This window comes from Pseudofrankia sp. EUN1h (assembly GCF_001854645.1).
Classification (GTDB): Bacteria; Actinomycetota; Actinomycetes; order Frankiales; family Frankiaceae; genus Pseudofrankia; species Pseudofrankia saprophytica.
In genome coordinates this window covers 85,578-111,730 of record NZ_MBLN01000072.1, presented here as the reverse complement: position 1 = coordinate 111,730, position 26,153 = coordinate 85,578, and the positions used below count along the sequence as shown (strand labels likewise).

The window sequence follows — 26,153 nt, the reverse complement described above, 5'->3', positions numbered from 1 at the left end:
GTGACGATCAACCGATCCGTCGCCGGAGGAACCGCCGGCGCCACCGGAGCCACCGGCTGGCGACGCCTGCTCAGCGAGAGCAGGCGTCCCACCCGGTGGGACATCGTCGTCACCGTCGCCATGCTGGTGACGATGACGATCGTGGTCGTCGTCCGCTCCGGTACCGCGACGTTCCCCAGCACGGAGCTTCTACTCCTCACCGTCGCCTCGTGGCTGCCGCTCCTGGTGCGGACCTACTGGCCCGAGCTCGTTCTCGCCGCCGTCGTGGTCGTCGAGGCCTGCCACCTCGCGGTCATGCACGACCTCGACGCCGGCCTGCCCGGAAGCACCGTCGGCGCCTACCAGCCTGTCCCGCTCGCCACGATGATCGCCGTCTACACCGTCGCGGCCCGCCGCCGCCAACGGGACGGGTGGATCGCCGGCGCCGCCGCCGCGTCCATACTCCTGGCCGCCGCGCTGCTCTTCCAGCCGCTCTCCCTGGCGGGCACGGACCTCGTCATGGTCCAGCTCGTCGTCATCGCCGCCGGCGTCGGTGTCGGGATACGCGCCCGGCACGACGCGCGGACCCGGCGGGCCCGCGAGGCCAGGGAACAGTCCCGGCAGGCGGTGCTCGACGAACGGCTGCGCATCGCCCGCGAGCTGCACGACACCCTCGCCCACAACCTGGCCCTCGTCGACGCGCAGGCCGCCGTCGCCGACTACCTGCTCGACACCGACCCCCTGACCGCGCGCCAGGCTCTGCGCGGGATCACCCAGCACACCTCGGCGGCCATCGACGACCTGCGGGCCGCCCTCGTCCTGTTGCGCCGCGACCCCGACGATGCCGAGCACACCGGGAAACGGCAACCGGCAGGCCACCCTCTGCCGGCCACCGACGACCAGTCGTTCGGCTCCCCCTCGCTGGCACCCGTGGCCGGCCTGAAGCAGCTCGGCGGCCTGCTGGGCCGGTTCCGCGACGCGGGCGCCCACGTCACGCTCGACGTCCACGGCCAGGCGGCCGCGCTCAGCCACCAGAGCGACCTGGCCGCCTACCGGATCGTCCAGGAGGCGCTGACCAACGCCACCAAGCACGCTCCCGGCGCGCCCGTCTCCGTCACCATGCGCTGGGCGCCTGGCCAGCTGAGGCTCGAGATCCACAACAGCCGCTCGGTCCGGCCAGGCCAGCAGCACCCGGTCGGCACCGGTCACGGGCTGATCGGCCTGCGTGAACGCGCCCGCGCCGCGGGCGGAACATTCGGCGCCGGCCCGACCGGCGACGGGGGCTACCTCGTCACCGCCACACTGAGCACCAGAGCACAGCGCACCACCGACCACCAGATCGTCCCCGCCGTGGGCGCCGACCGCGTGGGCACCGACCCGACCGAGACAGAGAGGCCCGCGCCGTGACAGCCCCCGTCAGGATCGTGCTCGCCGACGACCAGGAGCTGCTGCGCGCCACCTTCAGGCTGCTGCTCGACGCCGCGCCCGGAATGGAAGTGGTCGGCGAGGCCGGCACCGGCGTCGAGGCCGTCACGGTGGTGCGAGAGACGATGCCCGACGTCGTCCTCATGGACATCCGGATGCCCGAGCTCGACGGCGTCGCGGCCACCGCCCAGATCACGTCCGACGCGTCCCTCGCCGGCGTGCACATCCTGGTCCTGACCACCTTCGAGACCGACGAGCTCGTGCTGGCCGCCCTGCGCGCGGGCGCCAGCGGCTACCTCGGCAAGGGCGTCGCACCGGCCGCTCTCCTGGACGCCATCCGGACCGTCGCCACGGGCGAGTCCCTGCTGTCACCCACCGCCACCACGGCCCTGGTCAAACGGTTCCTGGCCAGCCCCACCGCCCACCTCGACGCCGCGCTCCCGGCCATGAACGAGCTCACGGCCCGCGAACGCGAGATCACCATCCTGGCGGCGCGTGGCCTGTCCAACGACGAGATCGCCGACCAGCTACACATCAGCCCCGCCACCGCCAAGACCCACGTCAACCGAGCCATGACCAAGGTGCACGCCCGCGACCGCGCCCAGCTCGTGGTGTTCGCCTACGAACACGGCCTCATGACCCCCGGTGCGTGGGCGCAGTAGTGAACCGGCCCCGGGCGACGCACGGCGGCTCTTCCACGTCAGCCGATCGTCGGCCGGCCTTGGCATGTCCCACGGCCCTTGCCCGGACGGACAGGGTCAGGAGGTGCTGCCGTCGGCGCAGACACGCTCTCGAGCCGTCGCGAACGCGGTGCCGCTGGGATTCACCTGGACGAAGGCGTAGCAGGACAACGGCTTACCCGAATAGTCGTGCAGGTCGGCTGGCGCGATGAGGCCGTCCGCGTCGTAGCTGGAGACGCCGCGCAGTGCCTTGATGAAGTCGTCACGGGTGGGGCAGGGTCCCGCCAGGTCGAGGCCACGTAGGAACAGATCGGTGTTGATGTAGGTGAACATGGCGAACTGCTGGTCGGTGTTCGTGGACTCCGGGGCGTAGCGGGTCATCGCGTCCTTGTAGCGTTGAATCGCCGGTCCGCCGGCTTCGAACGGCCGGAAGAAGACCGGCATCGACACGCCGGCGAGCGCCGGACCGATGGATGACAGCAGCCCGCGGTCGTAGCCGGTGAGCACCACGCTGACCACGGGGTTCACGCCCGCCGCGCGAGTCGCCTGCATGATCTTGGCGAAGTCGTCCGGGGCGGTGATGCCCAGCAGGGCGTCGGCACCGAAGTCCTCGATCTTGCTGGCCACCTGGTCGGGGCTGCCGCTGCCGGCCACGTAGGTGAACGCCTTGACTGTGCTGATCCCCGCGGTCTTCAGGCCCTGGAGGTACTCCCCCGTGATGCCGGAGGTCACCTCCGACTGGTCCCCGGTGACGATGGCGACCCGGGTGCCGCGAGCGGCCCGGATGTAACGGCCGACGACGACGGGGGAAGCCGAGTAGACAAAGGAGAACATGTTCTCGCGCCCAGCCCAGGACGGTTCGACGGCGACGCCGGTGACCGGCACGTCCTCCTGGGTCAGGCGGTCCATCGAGTCGCCGAGGGTGGCGCTGGCCGTCACGAGGCCGAAGACCTTCTCCTGGTCGACGAGTTCCTCGGTCGCGGTCTCGGCGACCGGCCCCGAGCCCTCGTCGTCTCGCCACTCATAGGCGATCCGCCGGCCGTGCACGCCGCCTTCCTCGTTCGCGAGACCGATCCTGGCGTCAAGACCGGCCCGAGCCGAGGACAGCGCCGAACTGGACACCCCCGAGCCTGGATAGACGAACCCAAGCGTCACCTGGCTTTTGGTGACTCCGGGCGAGTCGCAGGCCGCGGCCGCTCCGTTCCCCGCGCTCGACGAGGAGCAGCCGGTTACGGCGACGACAACGAGGACCGCGCTCGCCATTCCTAAAGGTGCCCGAGGCCTGCGTAAGCGCATGCAAATCCCGACGCTCTCCCGGCCGAAAGTAGCCACCCGGCTCCCCACTTCCGTCAGGGGAGCTTGTTGGCACGGGCGACCTCGCCGAGCCATCGCGCGGTCGGTTTGACGGTGCGGGCGAAGGTGGTCCGGTCGACGGCGATCAGTCCGAACGTCATCGCGAAGCCGGACGTCCATTCGAAGTTGTCGAGTAGCGACCAGTGGAGGTAGCCGCGCACCTCGACGCCGTCGGCGACGCAGCCGGCCAGTCCCTCGAGGGCGGCCGCGGTGTAGGCGGTGCGGGCGTCGTCGTCGGCGGTGGCCATGCCGTTCTCGGTGACCAGGATCGGCACCCGGGCGTGCTCGGCCGCGAGCCGGACCGTGTGCCCCAGTGCCTGGGGGTAGACCTCCCAGCCGGTCTGCGTCGTCGGGACGCCGTCGGGCACCGGCAGGACGCCGTCCGGTCCGACGCGTTCCCGGGTGTAGGTCTGGACGCCGACGAAGTCGTCGTCGCGGGAGACGTCGAGCCAGTCGAGCTCGGCCGCCTGGCGGGTGGCGGCCCAGCGCTGCTCGCCGCCTTCGGCGGGCTGCAGGTCGATGAGGGCGAGGGTCCAGCCGACGGCGGGGTTTCCGGGCCCGGACCTGATCGCCTCGACGGCCTTGCGGTGCGCGGCGGCCATCACCTCGACGGAGGGGACCGGCCAGCTCCCGCCCGATCCCGACTGACCCGACGGGGCTGGCTGGTCGTCGGCGGCAGCCGCCAAGCCGAGGCCGTCCTCGCGGGCGGCGGCCGGGGCCAGGCCGAGGTGGACCATCAACGAGATCACGTTCGGCTCGTTGAAGGTGCAGATCCAGGGCACCAGGTCGCCGATGTGTTCGGTGACCCGGGCGGCGTACCGGGCGAACCGGTCGACGGCGCCGGTGCCGTTCCAGCCGCCGGCCGCGGCGAACCAGCGGGGCGTCGTGAAGTGGTTGTAGGTGACGACGGGGGTGACGCCGTGTTCGAGGCAGGTGCCGACCATGCGGCGGTAGTGGTCGAGCGCGGCCCGGGAGAAGAAGCCCTCCTCGGGCTCGATCCGCGACCATTCGACCCCGAACCGGTAGGCGTTCAGCCCGAGCCCGGCGAGCAGGCCAATGTCCTCGGGATAGCGGTGGTAGTGGTCGCAGGCGTCGCCGGACGGCTCGGCGAAATGCGATCCGGGCGCCCATTCACTGGCCCACAGGTCGGCGTTGACGTTGCCGCCCTCGACCTGATGGGCGGCGGTCGCGGCACCCCAGAGAAAGCCGTCGGGGAACTGGCTCATGATCGGTGGACCTCCCGGAGTAGCGGGGAAAACGGTATTGATCTGTGTGTCAGGCCCGCGCGGCGGTGAGCCAGGCCGTCATCCGGTCCAGGCTGCGTTCGCCGGCCGCCGTGAACGGCTCGTTGAGATGCCCGTGGCGGGAGCCAGGCTCGAACTCGACCCGGACCGGGACGCTGGCCGTCGCGAGCTGCGCGGCGTAGGCCTCACCCGAGGAGCGCAGGGAGTCCGCGTCGGAGTTGAGCACATAGACCGGCGGTTGCCCGGCGACGTCGCCGCCCGCGGGAAACGCATAGGGGTCCGTCAGGGCCGCCTCGGTGCCGGTGAAGTTCAGGCTGATCTCGGGGGCCATGTCGGCGGTGAGGAACTCACCGGTCAGCGCTTCGGTCTTGGCGCGCAGATCGGCGCTCGGCTCCGGCAGCCGCGGGTGCAGAACGCTGTAGAGGAGCAGCAGGGAGGCCGGCAACGGTCCGGCACCGTCGCGAAGCCGCTTGGTCACCCCCGCGGCCAGGTTCCCGCCCGCGCTGGCCCCGCCCAGGTGGATCCCCGTCGGCTCCGCCTGAAGTTCACCGGCGTTCTTGACCGCCCACAGCCAGGCGTCGAGGAGGTCATCGGACGGCGTCGGGAAGTGAATGCCGCCGAGACACTTGCGGTACTCGACCGACAGCACCGGGATGCCCCGTGACGCCAGGGTCAGGCCGACCCAGTTCGCCTCCGGCATGGCCAGGTCCCCGGTGACGAAGCCGCCGCCGTGCGCCCAGACCAGCGCGGAGCCGGTCGCCCGGCCCGCCTCGCGGTAGAGCCGCGCCGGCATCCMTCCGGCACCGTCGACATTCACCTCCCGTACTTCGACCCGGGCCAGTTCGGGGTAGTGGGCCGTGAGGGCGGCGGTGTCCGGGCCCTGCGGCATCCGCGTCGCGATCAGCTCGGGGTCCGCCGTCTCCAGGAATCGGACGAAGTCGGCGAAGGACGCTCGGCGTCGCTCACCGCCTGCCTCAGTGGTCACGGTGCCTCCAGCGATGTGTCACGAGCCGACGGGTTCGGACGAAGTCGGCGAAGGACGCTCGGCGTCGCTCACCGCCTGCCTCAGTGGTCACGGTGCCTCCAGCGATGTGTCACGAGCCGACGGGTGTGGATGTGAGGGCCGCGAGGACGGCGGACAGGTCGCGTTCCATGGCCGGCGCCTGTTCGGGGAAATAGCCCAGCAGGGTGCGCAGGTCTGGCAGTGATGGCTCAGTGCCGGTGTCGGCGTCGCCGAACTGCGGCAGGTGCTGGCGGAGCACGGAGTGCAGCGCGGTCCAGGTCGCCTGGTCGTGGAAGAGGACCTTCAGCGGGGTGTCGAGGGTGTAGGCGGGCCGGACGGGCGTCGGGAGGTCGTACTCCCAGTGGTGCTCGCCCGCGTCGACGTGGACGGCCAGCCCGTCCGGATGGCGCGGGAGGACCACGTCGGCGGTGGTGCCGGTGGGGACGGTGACGTCCACGGTCATGCGGCCGGTGGGATCGTGCCGCCAGGCGGCGCGGACCCGTCCGTGCGGGGTGTCGTGAGTGACGGCCGCGTACGAGAGGTCGCCGCCTGGCTGTGGGGCGATCCGGATCCGGCGGTAGCCGGGCTCGGCGGGTTGCAGGCCACCGACGACGCGGTGCAGCCAGTCGGCGATGGCGCCGAGGGCGTAGTGGTTCAGCGAGGTCATGCCGGTGTCGTGCAGGGCGCCGTCCGGGGTGATCGCGTCCCACCGTTCCCAGATCGTCGTCGCGCCCTGGGTGACCGGGTAGAGGAACGAGGGACATTCGGTCTGGAGCAGCAGCTTGTAGGCCGTGTCGAGGTGGCCGGTGCGGCTCAGGGCGTGCGCGACGAGCGGCGTGCCGGCGAAGCCCGTACTGATGCGATGCTCGGCCTTGGCGACGAGCTCGGCGAGCCGGCGTCCGGCCCGCTCGACCTGGGCGGGGCGCAGGATGTCGAAGCAGATGGCCAGGGCGTAGGCGGTGACGGTGTCGTTCGCGACCAGGCCGGCGGGGGTGACCCATTCGTCGCGGAACGCCGCGCGGACGCGCTGGTGCAGCTTCGAGTAGCGGGCCGCGTCCTGCGCGCGGCCCAGAGCGTCGGCCGCGTGGGCGAGCTCGCTGGTCGTCCTGCACAGGTAGGCGCAGGCGACGAGGTAGGCGTCCGTCTTGCCGCCGGCCGGGTTGGTGGGCGGCGCGTCCGGGTCGAGCCAGTCGCCGAACTGGAAACCCGAGTTCCACAGGCCGCGCTCGTCGAGCTTGCTCTCGACGCTGTCGATGAAGGCGGTCATGGAGTCGTACTGGCGGGCGAGGATCTCCGGGTCGCCGTACTCCTGGTAGAGCGCCCAGGGCACGCTCACCGCGGCGTCGCCCCACAGCGCGGTGGGCGTGGTGATCGGCATGGACAGCGCGTCCGGAACGACGACCGGGACGTAGCCCTTCGCCCGCTGCTCGGCCGCGAGGTCGGCCAGCCATGAGCCCAGCAGGCCGCTGACGTCGTAGAGGAAGACGGCGGTGGAGCCGAAGGCGTTGAGGTCGCCGGTCCAGCCGAGGCGCTCGTCGCGCTGCGGGCAGTCCGTCGGCACCCCGACGACGTTGCCGCGCATGGACCAGACGACGTTGCGGTGCAGCTGGTTGACCAGCTCGTTCGACGTCTCGAACCAGCCGGTCCGGCGCAGGTCGCTGTGCACGACCACCGCCCGCAGCGCGTCGGCGTCCAGCTCCCCAGGCCAGCCGTCGACCTCGACGTAGCGGAAACCGTGGAACGTGAACCGCGGCTCCCACGTCTCCCCGCCGACGTCGCCGCGCGACGTGTACCGGTCGGTGGCGAGCGCGGTGCGGTTGGTGCGGAAGTCGATCTCGCCGTCGATCAGCGTCTCGGCGTGCCGCAGGGTGATCGTGGTGCCGGGCTCGCCCTGGACGGTGAGGCGGACCCAGCCGGAGAGGTTCTGGCCGAAGTCGACGACGGTCCGCCCCGCCGGGGTGGTCAGGATCGCGTCCGGCGGCAGTTCCTCGATCCGCCGGATCGGTGGCGCCTCCGGGGCGATCAGGGTGTCGAGGTCGTGCTCGACGACGTCGACCGCCGACCACGCGGAGTCGTCGAAGCCGGGTTCGCTCCAGCCGTCCGGGTGGCGCCGGGCGTCGTAGGTCTCGCCGTCGTAGATGCTGTCGGCGAGGATCGCGCCGGTGCCGGCCCGCCAGCCGTCGTCACCGCCGACGGTCTCGGCCCGGTCGCCGTAGTCGAGGTCGAGCCGCAGGAACCCGGCCGGGCGATCGGCCCACACGCCCCGTCGGCCTTCCTCCCATGTCAGCCGGCCCACCGCCCAGCCCTCGCCAAGGATGGCGCCGAGCGCGTTCGTGCCCTCCATCAGCAGGCTGGTGACGTCATGGCTGCTCACGACCAGCCGGTGCTGATATGAGGTCCACCCGGGCGCGAGCACCTCGTCGCCGACGCGGGCTCCGTTCAGGTGAGCCTCGATCAGCCCCAACGCCGTGACGTGCAGGGTGGCCGACCGCAGGCCCGGGCCGACCGTGAACTCCCGCCGCAGGTACGGCGCCGGGGCAGGGGCCGGCGCCTGCCCGGTTGGACGAGCCGGTGCGGCGATGAAGCTGCCATTCCATGGGCGGGACACGGGACCTCGATCCTTGGGACAGGAGGGCGATGGGACAGCGGGCGACGGCGGCGGTAGGCGACCCGGTTGCTCGTCAGGGCGCGGTGCCTGCCCGTCGGGGACCAGGGCAGGCGTACGTGGCGGTTCGCCGGCGAGGTCAGGCGGTGGACGCGGGGAGGGTGATCGTGCTGGCGCAGCGGATGTCGTCGCTGCTGAACCCGGCCAGCACGGTGACGTCGCCGGCCTCGATGCCGCGGGTGCCGTCGAGGCCGGTGTAGAAGAGCCGCTCGACCGGGGCTTCGAGAGTGACCGTCGTCGTTTCGCCCGCGGGCAGCGCGAGGCGCGCGAAACCGATCAGTTGGCGGACCGGGCGGACGACGGTGGCCGCCTCGTCGCGGGCGTAGAGCTGCACGACCGTCTCGCCGTCGACGGTGCCCGTGTTCGTCACGACGAGCCGGGCGTGAACGAGCCCGCCGGTCTCCTCGACCGCCGGCCCGGCGGAGTCGTCGAGGGTGACGTCGAAGGTGCTGTAGGACAGGCCGTGGCCGAAGGCGTAGAGCGGGCTGGGGTCGGTCAGGTCGTTGTAGCCGTGGCGGGTGCCGGTGGGGTGGTCGTAGCCGCTGCCGTAGTGGTGGCCGTGGTAGATCGGCAGCTGGCCCAGGTGGCGGGGGAACGTGCTGGGCAGCTTGCCGCTCGGGTTGAGCACGCCGAAGACCGCGTCCGCGATCGCGTGGCCGGCCTCCTCCCCGAGCAGCGGCGCCAGCAGCACCGCGTTCGACGCCCGCGCCACCGCGTCGAGCAGCAGCGGCCGCCCGGAGACGACGACGGTCACCAGCGGCTTCCCCGTCGCCGCCAGCAGGGTGACGAGTTCGGCCTGGTCGCCTGGCAGGGCGGGTTCGGCGGTCGACTGGCCCTCACCGGCGGTGTTGTCGCCGACCCAGCCGGTCCGCTCGCCTACCACCGCGACGACGACGTCGGCGGCGCTCACCGCTTGCTCGACGGTGGAGGCATCCAACGGACGCTCGGGGTCCGCCTCGAACCCGCCAAGCGGGACGTGTTCGACGGAAGGGTCGATCCGCCTGAGCGCGGCGAGCACTGTGGGCGCGTCCCGATGAATCCGCCGCGCCTCCCCTTCGAAAACCTTCTCCATACCCGGCATCCGGGTCTGGAAGATGTCGGTGAACACGAACGTCGCCGGATCGACCCCGGGGATCTGCCCGGTCATCACCGCACGCATTCCCAGCGGCATCTCGGCCTGGGAGACCGACGTGTAGGCGCCGAAGTGGATCCGCAGCTCGTCGGCCGCGGGACCGACCACGACGACCCGGCCGCCGCGGAGCGCGAGCGGCAGCGTCCCGTCGTTGTCGAGCAGCACCATGCCGCGCTCGGCGACGGCGCGGCGTACCGCCGCCGCCTCGCCGCGATCCGGCGCCGCGGGCACGTAGGCGGCGGCGGAACCTGGCGTCGTCATGCCGGGGATGAGCCCGGCGCGGGCCTTGGCGGCGAGAACGCGGGTGACGGCGGTGTCGATGACCTGTTCGTCGAGCCGGCCGCCGCGGACCTCCTCGACCAGGAAGGAGTAGTTCGCGTCGCCGGGAAGTTCGACGTCGAGGCCGGCGCTGACCGCCTGGACAGCCGCCCGGGCCGGCGAGTCCGCGGTGTGGAAGAACCGGGTCTGCAGGGTCACGGAGTCGTAGTCGCTGACGACGAGGCCGGTGAAGCCGAGCTGGTCGCGCAGCAGCTCGGTGAGCAGCCACCGGTCCGCGACGCATGGAACGCCGTCGATCTCGTTGTAGGAGTTCATGATGCCCGCGAGGCCGGCTTCGGCGATCGCGCGGCGGAACGGTTCCGCGTACTCGTCCACGATCGCGCGGCGCCCCAGCTGGGTGACGGCCTGGTTGAGCCCTCCTTCGGAGGCGCCATAACCCACGAAGTGCTTTCCGGTGGCAAGCACACCCGACTCGCCGTCGGCGCCCTGGACGCCGCGGACGAACGCGACCGAGAACCGCGCGACGAGTTCCGGGTCCTCGCCGTAGGTCTCGTGGACCCGGCCCCACCGAGGGTCGCGGGCGAGATCCATGACCGGGGAGAACAGCAGGTGGCCCCCGGTCGCGCGCATGTGCGCGGCGGTCACGGTGGCCGCCCGGGTCACCAGCGACGGCTCCCAGGTGGCCGCCTGCGCCCACGAGGTCGGAAACTGCGATCCGGACGCGTGCAGGAAGCCGTTGATGCCCTCGAAGTGCACGAGCGCGCCGATGCCGAACGGCGCGATCTCCCGGATGGCGRCCTGGACCTGTTCGAGGTCGGACCGCAGGCTTTCCAGGTCGTGGCCGAGGAACCAGGCCAGGGAGAGCTGCCCGACGCCGTGCGGCCGTAGCGCTGGCAACCGGCTGACGTCGAGCTCGGGGCTCAGCGCGCCCGGTTCAGGCCGTCGCGCGATGAGGTCGGTGACGGCGAACCCCGTGAGCTGGGCGACCTTCTGCTCCACCGTGAGCTGGGAAACGAGGTCCGGGACCTTGTCTGGCGTCAGCGTGCTGGTGGTCATCGCCGCGTTCCCTGTTCCTCTCGAAGGTCGCCCACCGCGGGTGGAGCCTCGCCGCCCGCTCGCGAGGCCGCGAGGTCGGCGCCCGGGTAGCGCAGGCCGATCTGGTGACGTACCGCGTCGAGCGTCCGCATCACCGACACGGACTCCGCCAGCGGCATGACGTCGCTGTCCAGGTGCCCCGCCTGAAGCCGCTCGTGGACGTGCCTGGCCTGGTGGTGCAGTCCGCCGCCGGCCCGGTTCGGCGCCGCGTCCGCGCCCGCGTCGCTGGTGTCCGGGGCGTCGAGGGCGGCGGGCAGGTGCAGGCGTTCGGCGCCGGCCGGGCCGCGGACGAGGATCTCGTCCGGGCAGTGCATGAAGGCGGGCAGCTCGATGCTGCCGGTGGTGCCGGAGATCCGGCCGGTACAGCCCAGACCCGCGCGCAGGGACGCCTTCGCGAGCGCCACCGCGCCGGTCCGGTAGCCCATCAGGATGGCGACGTGCTCGTCGACGCCGGTCTCGCCGAGCTGTCCGAACGCGCTCACCTGGTCCGGCTCGCCGAGCAGCATGCTGGCCAGGGCGACCGGGTAGACGCCGAGGTCGAGCAGCGCGCCGCCGCCCTGCGCGGGGTCGAAAAGCCGGTCACCCGGCGTCGCCGGCGGCCGGAAGCCGAAGTCTCCGTCGACCGCCAGYACGGTCCCGAGGGCGCCTGCCGCGACCAGCTCCCGGATCTTGACGTAGGCGGGCAGGAAACGGCTCCACATCGCCTCCATCAGGAACCGGCCCTCCGCGCGGGCCGTCGCGACCATCTCGGCCGCCTGCGCGGCGTCGAGGGCGAACGGCTTCTCGCACAGCACCGCCCGCCCCGCACGCAGGAACAGGAGCGTGTGGCGGTGGTGGTGCGAGGCCGGGGTCGCCACGTAGACGATGTCGACGCCGTCGTCGGCGGCCAGCTCCTCATACGAGCCGTAGCGGCGTGCGCGGGGCACGCCGAACCGTTCGCCGAAGTCGTCGGCCGTCTGCTGGCGACGGGAGCCGACGGCGACGAGCTCGGCGTCGGGCAGCCGGCCGAGCGCGTCGGCGAACCCGCGCGCGATGGCGCCGGTACCCGCGATTCCCCACCGGAACGACATGAGACCTCCCTCGATGCCGAGGCCGATGACCCCGGCGTGGTCTGGTGACCCGCTGCTGCCCGGCCGGTCCGGCCGGGCAGCAGCAGGGTGCGCGGACAGGTCAGCCGTCAGCCGGTGGTGACGAAGAAGCCCTTCTTCGCCGGGTCCCACGCGAAGATCCGCGGTGGGATGTCCCCGCTCGGCGTGTCGCGGCCGTAGGTCGCGCCATCGACCAGCGTCGGGACGTGGAAGGAGCCCAGGGCGAAGCCCGCGTCCTGGAAGGACTTGTAGGTGAGGTCCTTGCCCGCCTTCGTGGCGATGGCCTGGAACAGGGCCAGGTAGCGGCAGGCGACGCCTTCGGACGTGCCCCAGGCGGGCTGCTTGGGAGCCACGAGCGCCGGGTCGATGATCTTACCCTTGAGCTCCGGCATCGCGGCCTCGATCGTCGGCAGGCAGGTGTTGACCGCCGGGTCGGTGAAGTTCGCCGCCTGCCCGAGCGACAGCGCATTGGTGAGCACGCTCAGATCGCCACTCTTGGCGCCGAAGACGTAGGCGCCGGCGGTGTTGTTGCTCGCGAACAGCAGATGAGGTCGGTAACTGGTCTTCTGGAGCTCAGCCGGGAAGTTGGACTGCGAACCACCGACCAGCAGCACCGTGTCCACACCCGACGACTGGAACTTCTGAATGAACACGTTCAGCTGCGACGACACCGCCGCCGCGTCGGTGAGGTCGGCATCGAGGACACCGGTCTCGGTGACGGGGATGTTCTTGGCCTTGAGTGCGGGCAGGACGACCTTGTCCAGGGTCGGCTGGTCGTCCCGGTATGCGACCACCGCGAGCTTCTTGCCGGTCAGTTCACCCTTGTCGATGTACAGCTGCAGGCCCTGGCCGAGCTCGTCACCACCGCGCTGGTCGGAGAACCACGGTGCCTGGGCCTTGGCGTAGCGCTCGGCGGTGAGGTCCCCGCCGAGGACCAGCGTCTTGTGGGTCTGCACGTAGCAGTTCACGTCGTTCGCGTTGAGGCTGCCGATCACCGCGAAGACCTTCTCGTCCTCGGTCAGTTTCACGCAGGTCTCCTGCGCGCCCGTCTGCGAGATCACGTCGACCGCGCCATACACCGGAACGATCTTCCGGCCGTCGATGCCACCGTCCTTGTTGACCTTGTCGACCAGAGCCTGGAACACGGCCTCGTAGTCACCGTGGTCGACGTCGACGAACTGCTTCACCTTGGACAGGTCCGGATAGACGAAACCAATCTTGATGCTGTCCGCCGTGACACCTCGCGAGGTCGCCGGCGCCGGCGGGACGGGAAACGCGGCAGCCGAGCTGGACGCGTTACCGGCCGGCTTGCCATCGTCCTTCGACTTGACACTGCATGCCGTCACGGCAAGCGCCAGGGTTCCCGCAAGCAGTAATGCACTGTATCTACCCGCGCGTCGATGTGAATTCATGTGACAGATCTCCAGAACGTGACACGGTTAATGGACAGCTGTAGGTACGCCAGCGCCCGAGCGGGGCACCGGGTTACGTGCGTCGCGCTAGGCGGGTGCGGTGGTGCTGGTGGCGACGGCGGCGTCTTCCGCGGAGCTCGGCGTGCTGCCGCTGCGGCTGATCGCGCGTTCGTCGGTGCCGAGGTAGCTGGCGATGACCTTCGGGTCGTCGCGAACGGTCCCAGGGGTGCCCTCGGCGATGACGCGCCCGGTTTCGAGGCAGTAGACGCGGTCGCTGATGCCCATGATCAGTGGCATGTCGTGCTCGATGACGAGCATGGCCGCGTCGAGCTCGCGGCGGATCTCCTGGATGAGGGGGCCGAAGGCCTCCGTTTCTCGTTGGGCGACGCCGGCGGTCGGCTCGTCGAGGCAGAGCAGGCGGGCGTCGAGGGCGAGCAGCCCGGCGAGCTCGACGATGCGGCGGGTGCCGGTGGACAGGTCGGCGATGAACGCGTCGGCGTAGCGGCCGAGGCCGAGGAAACCGATCAGATCGTCAGCCGCCGAGCGCTGGGCGCGTTCGCGGGTGAACGTGTGCGGCAGGTGCAGGGCGGTGGACAGCAGCCCGGTGCGGCCACGCGCTTCCAGGGCGATCTGCACGGTCTGGCGGACGGTGAGCTCGGGGAAGAGGGTCGCGGCCTGGAAGGTGCGTCCAAGCCCGGCCCGGGCCCGGGTGGTGGGGCCGTCGGCAGTGACGTCGCGGCCCAGGAGCTCGACGGTGCCGGTGGCGGGGGCAAAGCCGCCGATGGCGTTCATCAGGGTGGACTTGCCGGCGCCGTTGGTGCCGATCAGGCCCACGATCTCGCCGGGCGCGACCTGGATCGAGACGCCGTCGACCGCGGTYAGACCGCCGAAACGGACCCGCACGTCGTTGGTCCGCARCATTGGCTGGTCCGCCGGGAGCGGCTCGCGGGGGACGGTGCGGGTGAGCGCCCTGGCGGKGGCGACCTCGGGCTTGGCCGCCGGCGCGGGGCCGAGCCGCCGGTCGGCGAGGCGTAGCAGGGCGTCGCGGGCGGCGTAGCCGATCTGGACGAGGCCGCCGGGGAAGTAGAGCAGCAGGATGAGCAGGCCGAGGCTGGAGGTGAGCAACGGGACGAGGTCGTTGCCGGGGAAGATCGCCGGCAGGCCGATGACCCAGAGCGCGCCGAGCACCGGGCCGTAGATCGAGCCGAGGCCGCCGATGACGACGATGGAGACCAGGGCGAGCGAGTCGGCGGACAGGAAGTACCTGTCGGAGTACGGCACGTTCTGGACCGCGCCGGCGAGCAGGCTTCCCCCGAGGCCGGCGATCCCGCCGCCGAGCGCGAACGCCTGCAGCTTCACCCGGGTCGCGCCCACCGTGTAGGCCGCGGCGGTCGTCGCGTTGTCGCGGACCCCGATGGTGGTGCGCCCGATCCCGGAGCGGCGCAGCCGCGCGACGACGGCCAGCACGACGGCGAGCACGACCAGGACGAGGTAGTAGTAGGCGCGCTGGCTGGTGATGTCGATGCCGAAGGCGGTGTCGCGGGTGAACGAGGCCGTGTGGGCGCCGGAGTCCTGGAAGATCTCGCGACGGTAGAGGTACTGCTCGGCGGCGATCCCGAACGCGAAGGTGCTGACCGCGAGCAGCAACCCCCGTACGCGTAGCGCCCCCGCCCCGACAATGGCGGCGATCACACCTGTGAACACACTGGCCAGCGCCACCGCGGCCGGGAACGGCAGCGCGCTCAGCGCCACGGTGCTGCCCCCGGCCGAGAACTCCAGCCCGCGGTTCAGCGCCGCGGCGGTCAGCGCCCCGAGCCCGGCGAACGCCATCTGGCCGAGCGAGAGCTGACCGGCCCAGCCGGTGAGGATGGTGACCGAGGCGGCGCAGATCGCGTAGCCGAGGATCACCGTGTAGAGCAGCTGCCGCGACGCCTGCGGCACCAGCAACGGCAGCACGACCGCCAGCACGCCCAGAAGGAGGAGCGGGGCGCGTTCGAGTTGGCGGACCCACCACAGGTCGCGCAGCCGTTCGGGGATCGGGGCGGCCTTCGGGGCGAACGAGAACGACGAGGTCTCGGTGTCACGGCCGCGGCTGACGAGGAACACCGCCGCCAGGACCAGCAGGAAGATGACGAGGTCGGTCAGGCCCGGCTGGGCCAGCCAGTTGAACTGGATGAACGACTGCAACAGCCCCAGCACGACGCCAGCGAGCAGCGCGACGCGCATCGACGTCATCCGGGCGATCACCGCCGCGGCTAGCGCCCGCATCAGGGTGGTCGGGCCGAGGGTGGTGATCTGCGTGAGGGACTTGTTCTGCGCCGAGATCAGGATCAGGCAGAGCGTTCCGATCAGGCCGGCCAGCGCCCACATCGCGGTAGAGACGATCTTCGGGCTGATGCCTTGTAGCCTCGCCAGCTCGGGATTGCTCGCCGACGCTCGTACCGTGCGGCCGAGCACCGTACGGCTCAGGAACAGGCCGAGCAGGAGCGCGACGAGCGGAACCGTGACCAGCGCGCTCAGCTGCGCGCCCGTGATCCGCAGGCCGTCGACCGGCGACCACGACCCGCCCCACGGCACCGGATACGACTCCTTCGCGAAGTCCTCCAGGTCCGGAAGGCCCGTGACGATGGTGAGCGCCAGCTGCGCGACACCAATCGTCGCCACCAGCAGGATCACCCGCGGCGCCCGGAACAGCCGACGCACCACGGCGAGGTCGACCAGGGCGCCGAACAGCGTCCCGACGACGAGCGCGATGACCAGGGCGATCCAGTACGGCACGTTCCACCGCACCACGAGCAGCGCGAACAGCACGGAGCCGACGAGACCCATGTTCGCGACCGCGAAGTTGATGACCCGCGTCGAGCGGTGGACCAGCACGATGCCGATCGCGAGCAGGCCGATGACCAGGCCGCCGACACCGCCGTCGAACAGCAGCTGGGTAGTGGGCATCTGCATGGCGGGTCAGCCACCTTCCCGGCCGAGGAACACCGCACGGGCCAGGTCGTCGCGTTCGGCGAGCTCACGGGCCGGCCCGGTGAACCGGACCTGCCCCTTCTCCAGGAACACCGCCCGATCGGCGACGGCGAGGGCGATGTTCAGCGACTGCTCGACGACGACGATCGTCAGCCCGTCCGCCTTGAGCCGCTCCAGGATCACCAGCAGGTCCTGCACCACCGCCGGCGCCAGCCCGAGCGACAGCTCGTCGATCAGCAGCACCTCGGGGTCGTGCAGCAGCACCATCGCGAGCGCGAGCATCTGCTGCTGCCCACCGGACAACGAGCCGGCGAGCTGCGACTGCCGGCCGGCAAGATCCGGGAAAAGGTCCAGGACGTAGGCGAACCGGCGGTCGCGATCGGTCCGGTCACGGCGGATCCGGAAGGCCGCCATCTCCAGGTTCTCCCGGATCGTCATGTCCGGGAACACACCCTTGCCACCCGGCAACAGGTGCACGCCGTACTTCCCCCGCTGCTCCGGCGCGACATAGGTGATCGTCCGGCCGTTCAGCCGCACCACGCCCCGCGACGGCGTGCCGAGCCCGCAGATGACCTTCAGGATCGTCGACTTGCCGGCGCCGTTCGTGCCCAGCAGCGCCAGCGTCTCGCCACGGCGGACCTCGAACCCGACGTCGAACAGCACCTGCACGTGCCCGTAGGAGAAGTCGACGCCGTTGACCTGCAGCACCGGGACGTTCTCCGGGTCGGCCCGCTGCCGGTCGCGCTCGGCGAGTTCCTCGCGCAGGTCCGCGACCACCAGCGACAGGTCGTTCTTCACGAACGACGCCCCGCGGATCATCATCAGCCCGCCGACCAGCGTCGCCGGAATACCGACCACCAGCACCGCGACCCGAGGGTCATAGGCATTGCTGATCAGACCCGACAGCAGGGCACCACCGGTGGCACCGACGAAGAACATGTAGACGGCGGCCAGCGCGATCCCCAGACCGCGCAGCCGGTAGGGCACCACCGACTGCACCACCGGGCCGACCATCGCGAACGCCACCGAGGCGAACACCGCGCCGGGAATGCTCAGCAGCATGAACCCGACCCAGCCCGGCATGAACCATTGGATCGGCAGCAGCACCGCGCCCGGCAGCACGCACAGCCCGAGCAGCTTCACCGCACGCTCGGGGTCGCGGTGATAGAGCCGGTCATAGCGCGGAGCGACGACCGGCAGGGCGACGACCAGGGCGGCGCCGCCGAGGGAGCCCATCAGGCCCCGCTGGAACGTCGACATCCCGTAGTGGTCATCCGCCCAGAGATTCGCCAGGACGGTCGTGGTGAACAGGCTGAAGCCGAGCGCGGAGAACGCAATGATCGACGTCTTCACGGTGCGGATCCGCATCAGCCGGGCGAACGCGGCCTCGATCGAGATCGGCATCGCCTCGCCGTCCTCGACCACCTCGCCGAGCACCGATTTCATCTCGTGCTGGCCGCGCGGCGGCTCCGGCAGCCGGAACGCCACGACCGCGACCAGCAGGGCCGGCAGCCCGAGGATGAAGAACGGCCAGCGCCAGCCGTCATCCCCGCCCGCCAACGTCGCGATCCCCGCGACCAGCAGCGGGCTGAGCGCACCGGCGGCCCGCGCCGCGCCGTACACCGACGCCGACAGCCGGCCCCGCACCCCGATCGGATAGGCATCCGCGATCAGCGAGCCGTGCACCGTGTTGTTGCTCGACTTCGCCACCCCGACCCCGAACCGGGCCAGGAAGAAAAGGAACGCGTTCGCCGCCAGGCCGGAGGCGAGCACCATCACCGAGAAAACAACACCGGCCCAGCCGATCACCCGGCTACGCCGGAAGTGGTCCGCCATCCAGCCCATCGGCAGCGCGCCCAGCACCAGGAACGCGCCAGCCGCGGCCGAGATGAAAACGATCGCGCCGTCGGACAGCCCGAACGCGTCCCGGATGTCCGGCGCCAGCACCGACAGCGCCGCCGACTCCAGCTCGTCCAGCGCGTTCAGCAGCACCAGGACCAGGAACGTCAGCGAACCGCCCGCGGCCAGCCCCTGACGCAGCGACAGCGCCTCACCGCCAACACCTGGGAGTAACTCGTCCGCGAACAGGACCTCACGCCGTGCCTGTGCCTGCTGCTCCTGGCGGTCCGCCTCCGCGTCGATCAGGCCCGCGGCCAGCCCGGCGACCGAGGAGGCGGCGCCGGGGGCGGCATCGGTGGGGGCGCTCACGACCGCGCCCGATCGGGGGGCGCTGGCCGGAACTCGAAGATGTCGGACACCACTGGCCTACTTCCCGGGCGTTGTCAGCGAGGCGGGAGACGCGTCGCGGACGGTCGTGCTGGACAGGTAGGAGCGCCGGCCTTCGAGGACGGCCACGTCGCCCACGACCTCGAAGGCGCCGCGCAGCCGGATGTCGTCGGACGAGCCGCCCACGAGGACCTGGACCGGCCCGGGCTCCAGGAGGAAACGTCCGTCGAGACCGACGTAGCCGAGCTGGCTCATCGCCACGGCGAACTCCACGGTCGCCGCCGCGCCAGGGGCGAGGCTGATCCGGGTGAAGCCGACCAGCTCCTGGGCGGGCCGGGTGACACCGGTCGCCTGGTCGGCGAAGTAAAGCTGCACGACCTCGTCACCGGCGCGTTCACCGGAGTTCCGCACGGTCAGGCGGACGGTCACCGCCGCGTCGACATCGACGGCGGCCTCGACATCCGAGGGGCTGATCGCGAGGTCGGTGTAGTCGAACGTGGTGTAGCTCAGGCCGTGGCCGAACGCGAACAGCGGGGTCGACGGCAGATCCAGGTAGCCCTGGTGCATGTCCTGGTCGGTGCGCCGGTAGCCGGTGCCGGTCGGCTGGCCGGAGTAGACCGGCGCCTGCCCGGAATGGCGGGGAATCGAGATGGGGAGCTTCCCGCCGGGGCTGATGTCTCCGAACAGGGCCCCGGCCAGGGCCGTCGCGGCGTGCTGGCCGCCGTAGTAGCCGTACAGCAGCGCAGGCAGGTCGTCGACCACGTGGGTCAGCGCCATCGGCCGGCCGGTGAGGATGACGCCGACGCACGGGGTGCCGGTGGCGGCGACCGCCTGGACGAGCGCGACCTGGTTCGCCGGCAGGTCGAGGTTCGCGGTGTCGCTGCCCTCGCCTTCGGTGATGCCCGGCGTGAACCAGCCTCCCCGCCCGCCGAGGGCGAGGATCACCACGTCGGCGTCCCGGGCCGCCGCCACCGCCGCCGGGATGTCGGCCGGTTCCCCGTCCTGGACGCCGCACCCGGCGGTCACCGTCACCTCGGCGCCAGGGGCGGCGGCGCGGACGGCCTCGGCCAGGGACCGTGCGCCGTACATCTCGCGCAGGTAGTCGTCGACCGACGTCCCCAGCGGGCCCGAAAGCTCCTCGATCATCATTCGGACGGTGTCGTCCGAGATCGTTCCAGCCATCTGCTCGGTGCCGGGAATGTTGACCCGTTCTCCCCGGAACCGGGAGGCGAGCAGTTGCAGCGCGCCCGGATAGGTGTACGCCGGGAAGGCGACCGCGACGCCGTCCGCGTGCGGGCCGACGACCGCGACCCGCCGAAGGCCGCGGGACAGCGGAAGCAGGCCGTCGTTCTTGAGGAGGGTGACGGACCGCTGGGCGAGACGGCGGGAGAGCTCGACGCCGTCGCGAGCCGTCGCGTTGATGACGACCGGGTCCTCGGGGACGTAGGGCGTGTCGAACAGGCCAAGGGCGAACTTGTCCCGCAGCACCCGCCAGCACGCCTGGTCCAGCTGCTCCACCGGGACCGCGCCGCGACGCACCGCCTGGGCGAGGACGGGGCCGTAGCCGTCGGGAATCGGCAGCTCGACGTCCAGGCCGGCGGCCAGCRCCAGCCGGCCGGCCTCCTCGGAGTCGCGGGCGACCCGCAGCCGACGGTGCAGGTGGCCGATGGTGTCGTAGTCGGACACGACGGTCCCGGTGAACCCGAGGCGGTCGCGCAGCAGGTCGGTGAGGATGTCGCGGCTCGCGCCCGCCGGGACGCCGTCGACGGTGCTGTAGGAGTTCATCACCGACGCCAGCCCGGCCAGCTTGATGGCGGCCTCGAACGGGCGGGCGTACACCTCGTACAGCTCGCGCGGCCCGACGGCGGTCCGGGCCATGTTCTGGCCGGCCTCGGTGAGGCCGTAGCCCAGGAAGTGCTTGCCGGTGGCGATGGCGCCCTCGCGCAGGTCGGTGCCCTGCAGGCCGCGAGTGAACGCGACGCCCATCGCCGAGACCAGGTACGGGTCCTCGCCGTAGGTCTCGTGCACCCGCCCCCAGCGGCCGTCGCGGGCCACGTCCATCACGGGCGACAGGACGAAGGGGTGGCCGATCGCCCGGACCTGCCTGCGCAGGACGCCCGCCATCTCCTCGACCCCGGCCGGATCCCAGGTCGCGGCCAGGCCGATCGCCGTCGGGAACGACGTGAACCCGGGCGACACCACCCCGTTCAGCGCCTCCACATGGAAGATCGCCGGGATGCCGAGCCGGGTGCGGGCGACCAGGAACCGCTGGATCTCGTTGACGGCCTTCGCCACCCGGTCGGGCGTCTTGTGGCCCAGCATCCCGAGTGCCGCGACGTGCCCGATCCCCAGCCCGAGGGCGCGCTCCGCCTCGTCCTGGCGCAAGCCGTCGACGCCGAGAAGCCCGGTCGGCATCGTCGCGGTGACCTGCTGCGCCTTCTCCTCGACGGTCATCGCCCGCAGGAGCTCGGTCGCCCGATTCTCAGGACTCGCGGCGGCACCCAGGCTCATCCATGACTCCTTGCCAGGTTCGGCTGGCCGTCCGGAGGACCCCGTGCCCGTCATCGCGGCTCCTCCGCCCGGCCCGCCGGCAGCGCCTCGATGCGGGTGGTGGCGGGTGGACAGCCATCGGCTGTGACGGTCACCGTGATCGCGCCGGGCGCGGTCGGGCGGATGACGGCGAGCGCGCGCCCGTCGTAGGTCGTCCGGACGGTGTCGAAGAAGTTCTCCTCCGACCGCGGGTCCGCGCTGCCAAAACCCGCCAGCACACCCGGCCCGGCGACCTCCACGGCCACCCGTCGGTCGGCCGTGTTGAAAAGGTTGCCGGCGCCGTCGACCAGGCTGACGGCCACGAACGCGAGGTCGCGGTCGTCGGCCGTGATCCTGGCCCGATCGACCGCGGCCTCTAGTCGAACCTCGCCTGCGGCCGAGTTCAGGGACATCCGGCCGGTCTCGTGCCCGTCGATGTAAGCGACGGCGGTGAGTTCACCAGGCTCGTAGATGGTGTCGAACGCGGCGATAAACCGGTTCTTCTCCCCCGCCGGCGCCGTGGCGACCGAACGGCCGTTGACCAGCAGCTCGACCTCGTCCGCGGCCGAGTAGACGTCGATCCGGACCGGCCCGTCCTCGTGGCCGCCCCAGCTCCAGCTGGCCACGGAGTCACTCCACGACCACCACGTCGCCAGCCGGACCCGCTGGCCGTACCGCTCGGGACGATGGACGGCGATGAAGGGCTCGGCCCGCAGACCGAAGACGATCTCCCGGTAGTAGGAGGCGGGACGACGATGGCCGGTGATGTCGATGTCACCGCACCACGCCGCCAGCCACGGATAGGCGCCCTGATGGTCTGGCATCGCGCCGGCCGACGGCTCGGGGTCGCCCTGGTACTCGACCCGGCCGATCCCCGGCTCGCCCAGGTAGTCCCAGCCGGTCCAGGTGAAGTCCCCGATGACGTGGCTGTTGTCCTGGACGAGCCGCCAGTTGCGATCGATGTCCGACGGATGCGTCTCGGTACCGACGATCACCCGGTTGGGAAACAGCGTCCGGTCCAGCTGATATCGGGAGTCGAGATAGTTGTAGCCGGCGACATCCAGGTACGCCATGGACTCCGCGGTCCGCGTGGTGACGATCTCGGAGGTCATCAGCGTCGGCATGAACTCGCGAAAGCGAGTCATCAGATCGTTGACGTCGCCGGTCGTGTCGGTGGTTGAAGCGACGTCCGCGCTGGGCTTCTCCGCGGGCCCCGTTCCGCCACCGGCCATGACCGAGAACAGGTCCGGCCCGGCGGCCAACAGGCCGTTGACGGCGTTCGTGACGAACCGGGTGCCGTCGAGCTCACGGACCTTCTCGGCGAGCCGGCGACCGAGCACCGCCCCGGGCGCGGTGCCCACCTCCGGGATCTCGTTGCCGATGCAGTAGAAGACGACGCAGGGGTGGTTGACGTCCTTCATCACCATCGCGCGCACGTCCGACTCCCAGCTGGCAAGGAAGTCGCCGGCATAGTCGTGAGCGGACTTCGACCGCGTCCAGACGTCACTGAGCTCGTCCATCACGAGCATGCCGAGCTCGTCGCACGCGTCGAGCAACGCCCTGCTGATCGGGTTGTGAGCGCTACGGATCGCGTTGAAGCCGGCCTGCTTGAGGATCTCCACCCGGCGCCACTCGGCCCGGTCGATGGTGGCCGCGCCGAGCAAGCCGTTGTCGTGGTGGATGCAGGCACCGCGCAGCTTTACCGGTTCGCCGTTGATCCGAAGACCCCGCCGGGTATCGACGGTCAGCGAGCGGATCCCGAAAGGCGTCGCCTGTTCGTCGAGACGGTCAGAGTCGGCGGTGACGGTCGTCCGGCACGTGTAGAGGTGCGGATGCTCCACGCCCCACAGCCGAGGCCCGACCACGGTCAGGCGCTGACGCAGGACGGCTTCGTCGCCGGGAAAAATGGTGACCGGCGCGACGTCCCTGGCGACGACCTCGCCGTCGGCGTCCACGATCTCGGTGGTCACCTCGACCGTCCGCGTCACGGCCGACTCGTTCTGGATCTCGGTTGCCACCGCCACGATGGCCAGCTCGTCGTCGATGACCGGGGTCGTGACGCGCACGCCGTCGAGCGCCAGGTGCAGCAGGTCGGCGACGATGATGCTCGTGCCGCGGTAGATGCCTCCGCCGGTGTACCACCGGCTGTCGTCCTGGCTGCGCGCCTCCACGCGTACCTCGTTGTCCGCTCCGTACCGCAGCAGGTGGTCGGCGCGGATGTGGAAGGTGGAGTAGCCGCTGGCGCACTGTCCCGCCAGGTCGCCGTTGAGGTAGACCCGGGCGTGGCGGTAGACGCCCTCGAACTCGAGCGTGACCCGCCGCGCGCGGTGCTCCTCCGGCACGAAGAACGTCTTCGTGTACTCGTAGCCATCCGCCGGGAAGTAGCCGCGGTGACCCGCCTCCGGATCCGAACCGTCCCGCTCGCGGCACACCATCGCGTCGTGCGGCAGCCGGACCGGCTCCCACCCGTCGTTCACCCGGCCTAGCAGCGCCTGAAACGAGTCACGCTTCCGGCGGTACGACCAGCCGTCATTGAACGATCTGCGGATCAATCCAGCTCTCCCGGTCGTGTGACAGCCTCGGCTGCCACGACAGGTGACAGCCGCAGGCAAGGCGTCCCTGCGGCGGGCATGAGGCAGGAGGCGGTGAACCTGGTCGGATGAYACGCCTCGTGCCCGACGCCACTAGCGGGTGCTAGTGACGCGGAACGTAAGCTAGCATCGGCGACTAGCACGCACAAGTCCAACGTGTTTCGGACCGACGTGACGGGAGGGCGGGCGGTGGCCGTGCCTGAGCCGACCACCAGTCGGCGGGTAACCGCCCTGGATGTGGCCCGCGAAGCGGGCGTCTCGCGGGCAACCGTCGGGTTCGTCCTGAACAACACCCCAGGCCAGACGATCCCGGAGAGCACCCGCGAACGGGTGCTACGGGCCGCCGAACGCCTCAGCTACCGGCCGAACAGCGCCGCACGCGCCCTCGCCAGCGGACGCAGCCGCATCATCCTGCTCGTGCTGCCCGACTGGCCGGTGGAGTTCCGGATGCGCGACTACCTGGACGAGGTCTCCCTCGTGCTGGACCAGGCCGGGTACTCACTGGTCACCTACACCCGCCACCCCGACCAGGCGGCCCGGCCACTCTGGGAGTCCCTCAACCCTGACCTGGTGGTCGGCACTCTCCCGTTCAGCGCACCCGACGTCGCGTCCATGCTCGCGTGCGGAGTCCGGCAGATCTATCCAGATCCCGACCGCCCGGACCTTCCCGACGTATCCCTCGCGATCAGCGCCGGACCGGAACTCCAGGTCGACCACCTCCACGAGCGCGGCCACCGCAATCTGATCTTTGCCGCCTTCGGCGAGGCGCGCACATCCTCACTGGTCCTCGCCCGACACCAGGCGGCATCCGACCGAGCACGTTCTCAGGGCCTGGCGGCACTCGGGTTGGAGCGCATCAACTACCGGGATGCCACCCCTGACGACGCGGTCCGCCGATGGCTCCACGCCGGTATCACCGGCGTGGTCGCGTTCAACGACGACGTCGCCGCCGCCGTCGTCAGCGCGGCGATACGCGCCGGCGTGCGGATGCCCGAGGATCTCGCGGTGATCGGCCACGACGACTCCCCCATCGCGACGATGTTCGTACCCGCGCTGTCCACCATCCAGATCGATACAGCCGCCCTCGGACGCGGATTCGCCGAGTTCGTACTCCACAGGGTCGAACGCCGTCCCCTGCCCGCCTCGCGCGCCTTGCCGAAACCCACCGTCGTGCGACGCGAGACCACCTGAACCACCGCAAGGCGCGACCGATTTCGCGACCGATGTGCGGGCTTGCCCGGGGGTACTGAAACAGGCATGTTGGTAGACCCAAGCGTCGACTAGTGCGTGCTAGCGTTGGGCTGCGTGAACGTCAATCCGATCCTGCCCGGCTTCCACCCGGACCCGTCGATCTGCCGGGTCGGCGCGGACTACTACCTCGTGACCTCGAGCTTCGAGTACTTCCCGGGGGTGCCGATCTTCCACAGCACGGACCTCATCGGCTGGGAACAGCTCGGCAACGTCCTCGACCGCCCCACCCAGCTGAACGTGGCCCCGGGCCTGGCCTCGGCCAGCACCGGGATCTTCGCGCCGACCCTGCGCCACCACGACGGCAGGTTCTGGCTCGTGACGACGAACTTCGCCGACGTCCGCAGGGGCCATCTCATCGTCCACACGACCGACCCGGCCGGCGCCTGGACCGACCCGGTGCACACCGGCGGCGCGACGGTCGGGATCGACCCCGACCTGGCCTGGGACGAGGACGGCACCTGCTATCTGACGTGGTGCTTCCCCGGCCAGATCATGTAGGCCGTCGTCGACCCCGAGAGCGGGAAGCTGCTCTCCGAGCCCCAGAAACTGTGGAGCGGCACCGGGCTCGCACACCCCGAAGGCCCGCACCTTTTCCGCCGGGACGGCTGGTGGTACCTCGTCATCGCCGAAGGCGGCACCGACCGGGGCCACGCCGTGTCGATCGCGCGCTCGCGCTCCATCACCGGTCCCTTCACCGGCAACCCCGCCAACCCGATCCTCACCCGGAGCGTCACCCTGGCGGCGGGCCGGGCCCCCGACGCGACCGAAGCCAGGCGCCTGCTGGCCGTGCGCGTCCAGGACCAGCACTGGCAGGCCACCGCGACGCTCCCCGAGGGGGACGCGTGCCTGACCGTCCGGATCGACGACGCGCACTGGGTCGCCGTCGAGCGGCGCGGGGACGTCCTCGCCGCCAGGATGGTCCTCGGCCCGCTCGACCAGACCCTCGCGACCGCCGCCGGAATCAGCGCGGACGACGCCCTGGCCGTCCGCGCCGTGGCGCACGCCGACGCCGCCACCTTCCGCGCCGGACCCGACCAGCTCGAGCTGGGCCACCTCACCGGCGGCGCGTTCCGGCCGCTCGCCACGGTCGACGGGCGCTACCTCTCGACCGAGGTCGCCGGCGGCTTCACCGGGCGCGTCGTCGGCGTCGAGGCGATCGGCACCGACGCCGTGCTGTCACGGTTCGAGTACCGGGCCCTGGAGCCGGCCATGCCCTGAGTTGGTCCGA

At 71.2% G+C, this 26,153-nt stretch carries 14 protein-coding genes and 1 pseudogene; 4 read left to right on the top strand and 11 right to left on the bottom strand.

The features are described from left to right. Together BCD49_RS28170 and BCD49_RS28165 are read left to right on the top strand one after the other, a co-directional pair. A complete protein-coding gene (locus BCD49_RS28170; protein WP_007513247.1) occupies positions 1–1,386 on the top strand; it encodes a sensor histidine kinase in 1,386 nt (461 codons plus the stop codon). Next, positions 1,383–2,066 (top strand): response regulator transcription factor, encoded by a 684-nt coding sequence (locus BCD49_RS28165; RefSeq protein WP_007513249.1) that lies wholly within the window; start codon positions 1,383–1,385, stop codon positions 2,064–2,066. Before BCD49_RS28170 ends, BCD49_RS28165 begins: the two co-directional genes overlap by 4 nt. 96 nt (positions 2,067–2,162) lie before the next feature. Here BCD49_RS28165 and BCD49_RS28160 read toward each other — a convergent pair whose 3' ends face one another. From BCD49_RS28160 to BCD49_RS28110, 11 genes are all read right to left on the bottom strand, one after another. Further along, positions 2,163–3,380 carry an ABC transporter substrate-binding protein gene (locus BCD49_RS28160; protein WP_007513252.1) on the bottom strand — a complete coding sequence of 406 codons (1,218 nt, stop codon included), beginning with the start codon at positions 3,378–3,380 and terminating at the stop codon, positions 2,163–2,165. A 53-nt stretch (positions 3,381–3,433) separates the two neighbouring features. Beyond that, positions 3,434–4,663 carry a glycoside hydrolase family 1 protein gene (locus tag BCD49_RS28155; protein ID WP_007513254.1) on the bottom strand — a complete coding sequence of 410 codons (1,230 nt, stop codon included), beginning with the start codon at positions 4,661–4,663 and terminating at the stop codon, positions 3,434–3,436. A gap of 49 nt (positions 4,664–4,712) precedes the next feature. After that, complete coding sequence (locus BCD49_RS28150) at positions 4,713–5,666, bottom strand: alpha/beta hydrolase (protein ID WP_071042091.1); 954 nt, start codon at positions 5,664–5,666, stop codon at positions 4,713–4,715. A gap of 109 nt (positions 5,667–5,775) precedes the next feature. Further along, a complete protein-coding gene (locus BCD49_RS28145) occupies positions 5,776–8,292 on the bottom strand; it encodes a glycoside hydrolase family 78 protein (protein ID WP_007513257.1) in 2,517 nt (838 codons plus the stop codon). 136 nt (positions 8,293–8,428) lie between these two features. Beyond that, positions 8,429–10,816, bottom strand: coding sequence for a glycoside hydrolase family 3 N-terminal domain-containing protein (locus tag BCD49_RS28140; protein ID WP_071042090.1), 2,388 nt, complete (start codon positions 10,814–10,816; stop codon positions 8,429–8,431). Further along, complete coding sequence (locus BCD49_RS28135) at positions 10,813–11,925, bottom strand: Gfo/Idh/MocA family protein (protein WP_007513261.1); 1,113 nt, start codon at positions 11,923–11,925, stop codon at positions 10,813–10,815. The genes BCD49_RS28140 and BCD49_RS28135 overlap by 4 nt, the downstream gene beginning before the upstream one ends. Positions 11,926–12,032: 107 nt before the next feature. Continuing rightward, on the bottom strand, positions 12,033–13,355 hold the full coding sequence (locus BCD49_RS28130) for an ABC transporter substrate-binding protein (protein ID WP_007513263.1): 1,323 nt from the start codon (positions 13,353–13,355) through the stop codon (positions 12,033–12,035). An 87-nt stretch (positions 13,356–13,442) separates the two neighbouring features. Beyond that, complete coding sequence (locus BCD49_RS28125; protein ID WP_071042089.1) at positions 13,443–16,310, bottom strand: ABC transporter permease subunit; 2,868 nt, start codon at positions 16,308–16,310, stop codon at positions 13,443–13,445. A 6-nt stretch (positions 16,311–16,316) separates the two neighbouring features. Then, positions 16,317–18,536, bottom strand: a complete 2,220-nt coding sequence (locus BCD49_RS28120; protein ID WP_007513266.1) for an ATP-binding protein — start codon at positions 18,534–18,536, stop codon at positions 16,317–16,319. Positions 18,537–18,593: 57 nt separating this feature from the next. Next, positions 18,594–21,065: a beta-glucosidase family protein gene (locus BCD49_RS28115; RefSeq protein WP_071042088.1), complete on the bottom strand. Its 2,472-nt coding sequence runs from the start codon at positions 21,063–21,065 to the stop codon at positions 18,594–18,596. Positions 21,066–21,115: 50 nt separating this feature from the next. Beyond that, on the bottom strand, positions 21,116–23,635 hold the full coding sequence (locus tag BCD49_RS28110; RefSeq protein WP_007513268.1) for a glycoside hydrolase family 2 TIM barrel-domain containing protein: 2,520 nt from the start codon (positions 23,633–23,635) through the stop codon (positions 21,116–21,118). Positions 23,636–23,863: 228 nt separating this feature from the next. On the opposite strand from BCD49_RS28110, the gene BCD49_RS28105 reads away from it, so the two are divergent. Beyond that, on the top strand, positions 23,864–24,865 hold the full coding sequence (locus tag BCD49_RS28105) for a LacI family DNA-binding transcriptional regulator (RefSeq protein WP_007513269.1): 1,002 nt from the start codon (positions 23,864–23,866) through the stop codon (positions 24,863–24,865). 114 nt (positions 24,866–24,979) lie between these two features. After that, positions 24,980–26,143, top strand: a pseudogene (locus tag BCD49_RS46535) (family 43 glycosylhydrolase). Positions 26,144–26,153 lie beyond the last annotated feature (10 nt).

Coding starts and splice junctions, on each gene's coding strand:
- BCD49_RS28160 (WP_007513252.1), bottom strand. CDS start 3,380: ATGCGCTTACGCAGGCCTCGGGCACCTTTAGGAATGGCGAGCGCGGTC.
- BCD49_RS28155 (WP_007513254.1), bottom strand. CDS start 4,663: ATGAGCCAGTTCCCCGACGGCTTTCTCTGGGGTGCCGCGACCGCCGCC.
- BCD49_RS28130 (WP_007513263.1), bottom strand. CDS start 13,355: ATGAATTCACATCGACGCGCGGGTAGATACAGTGCATTACTGCTTGCG.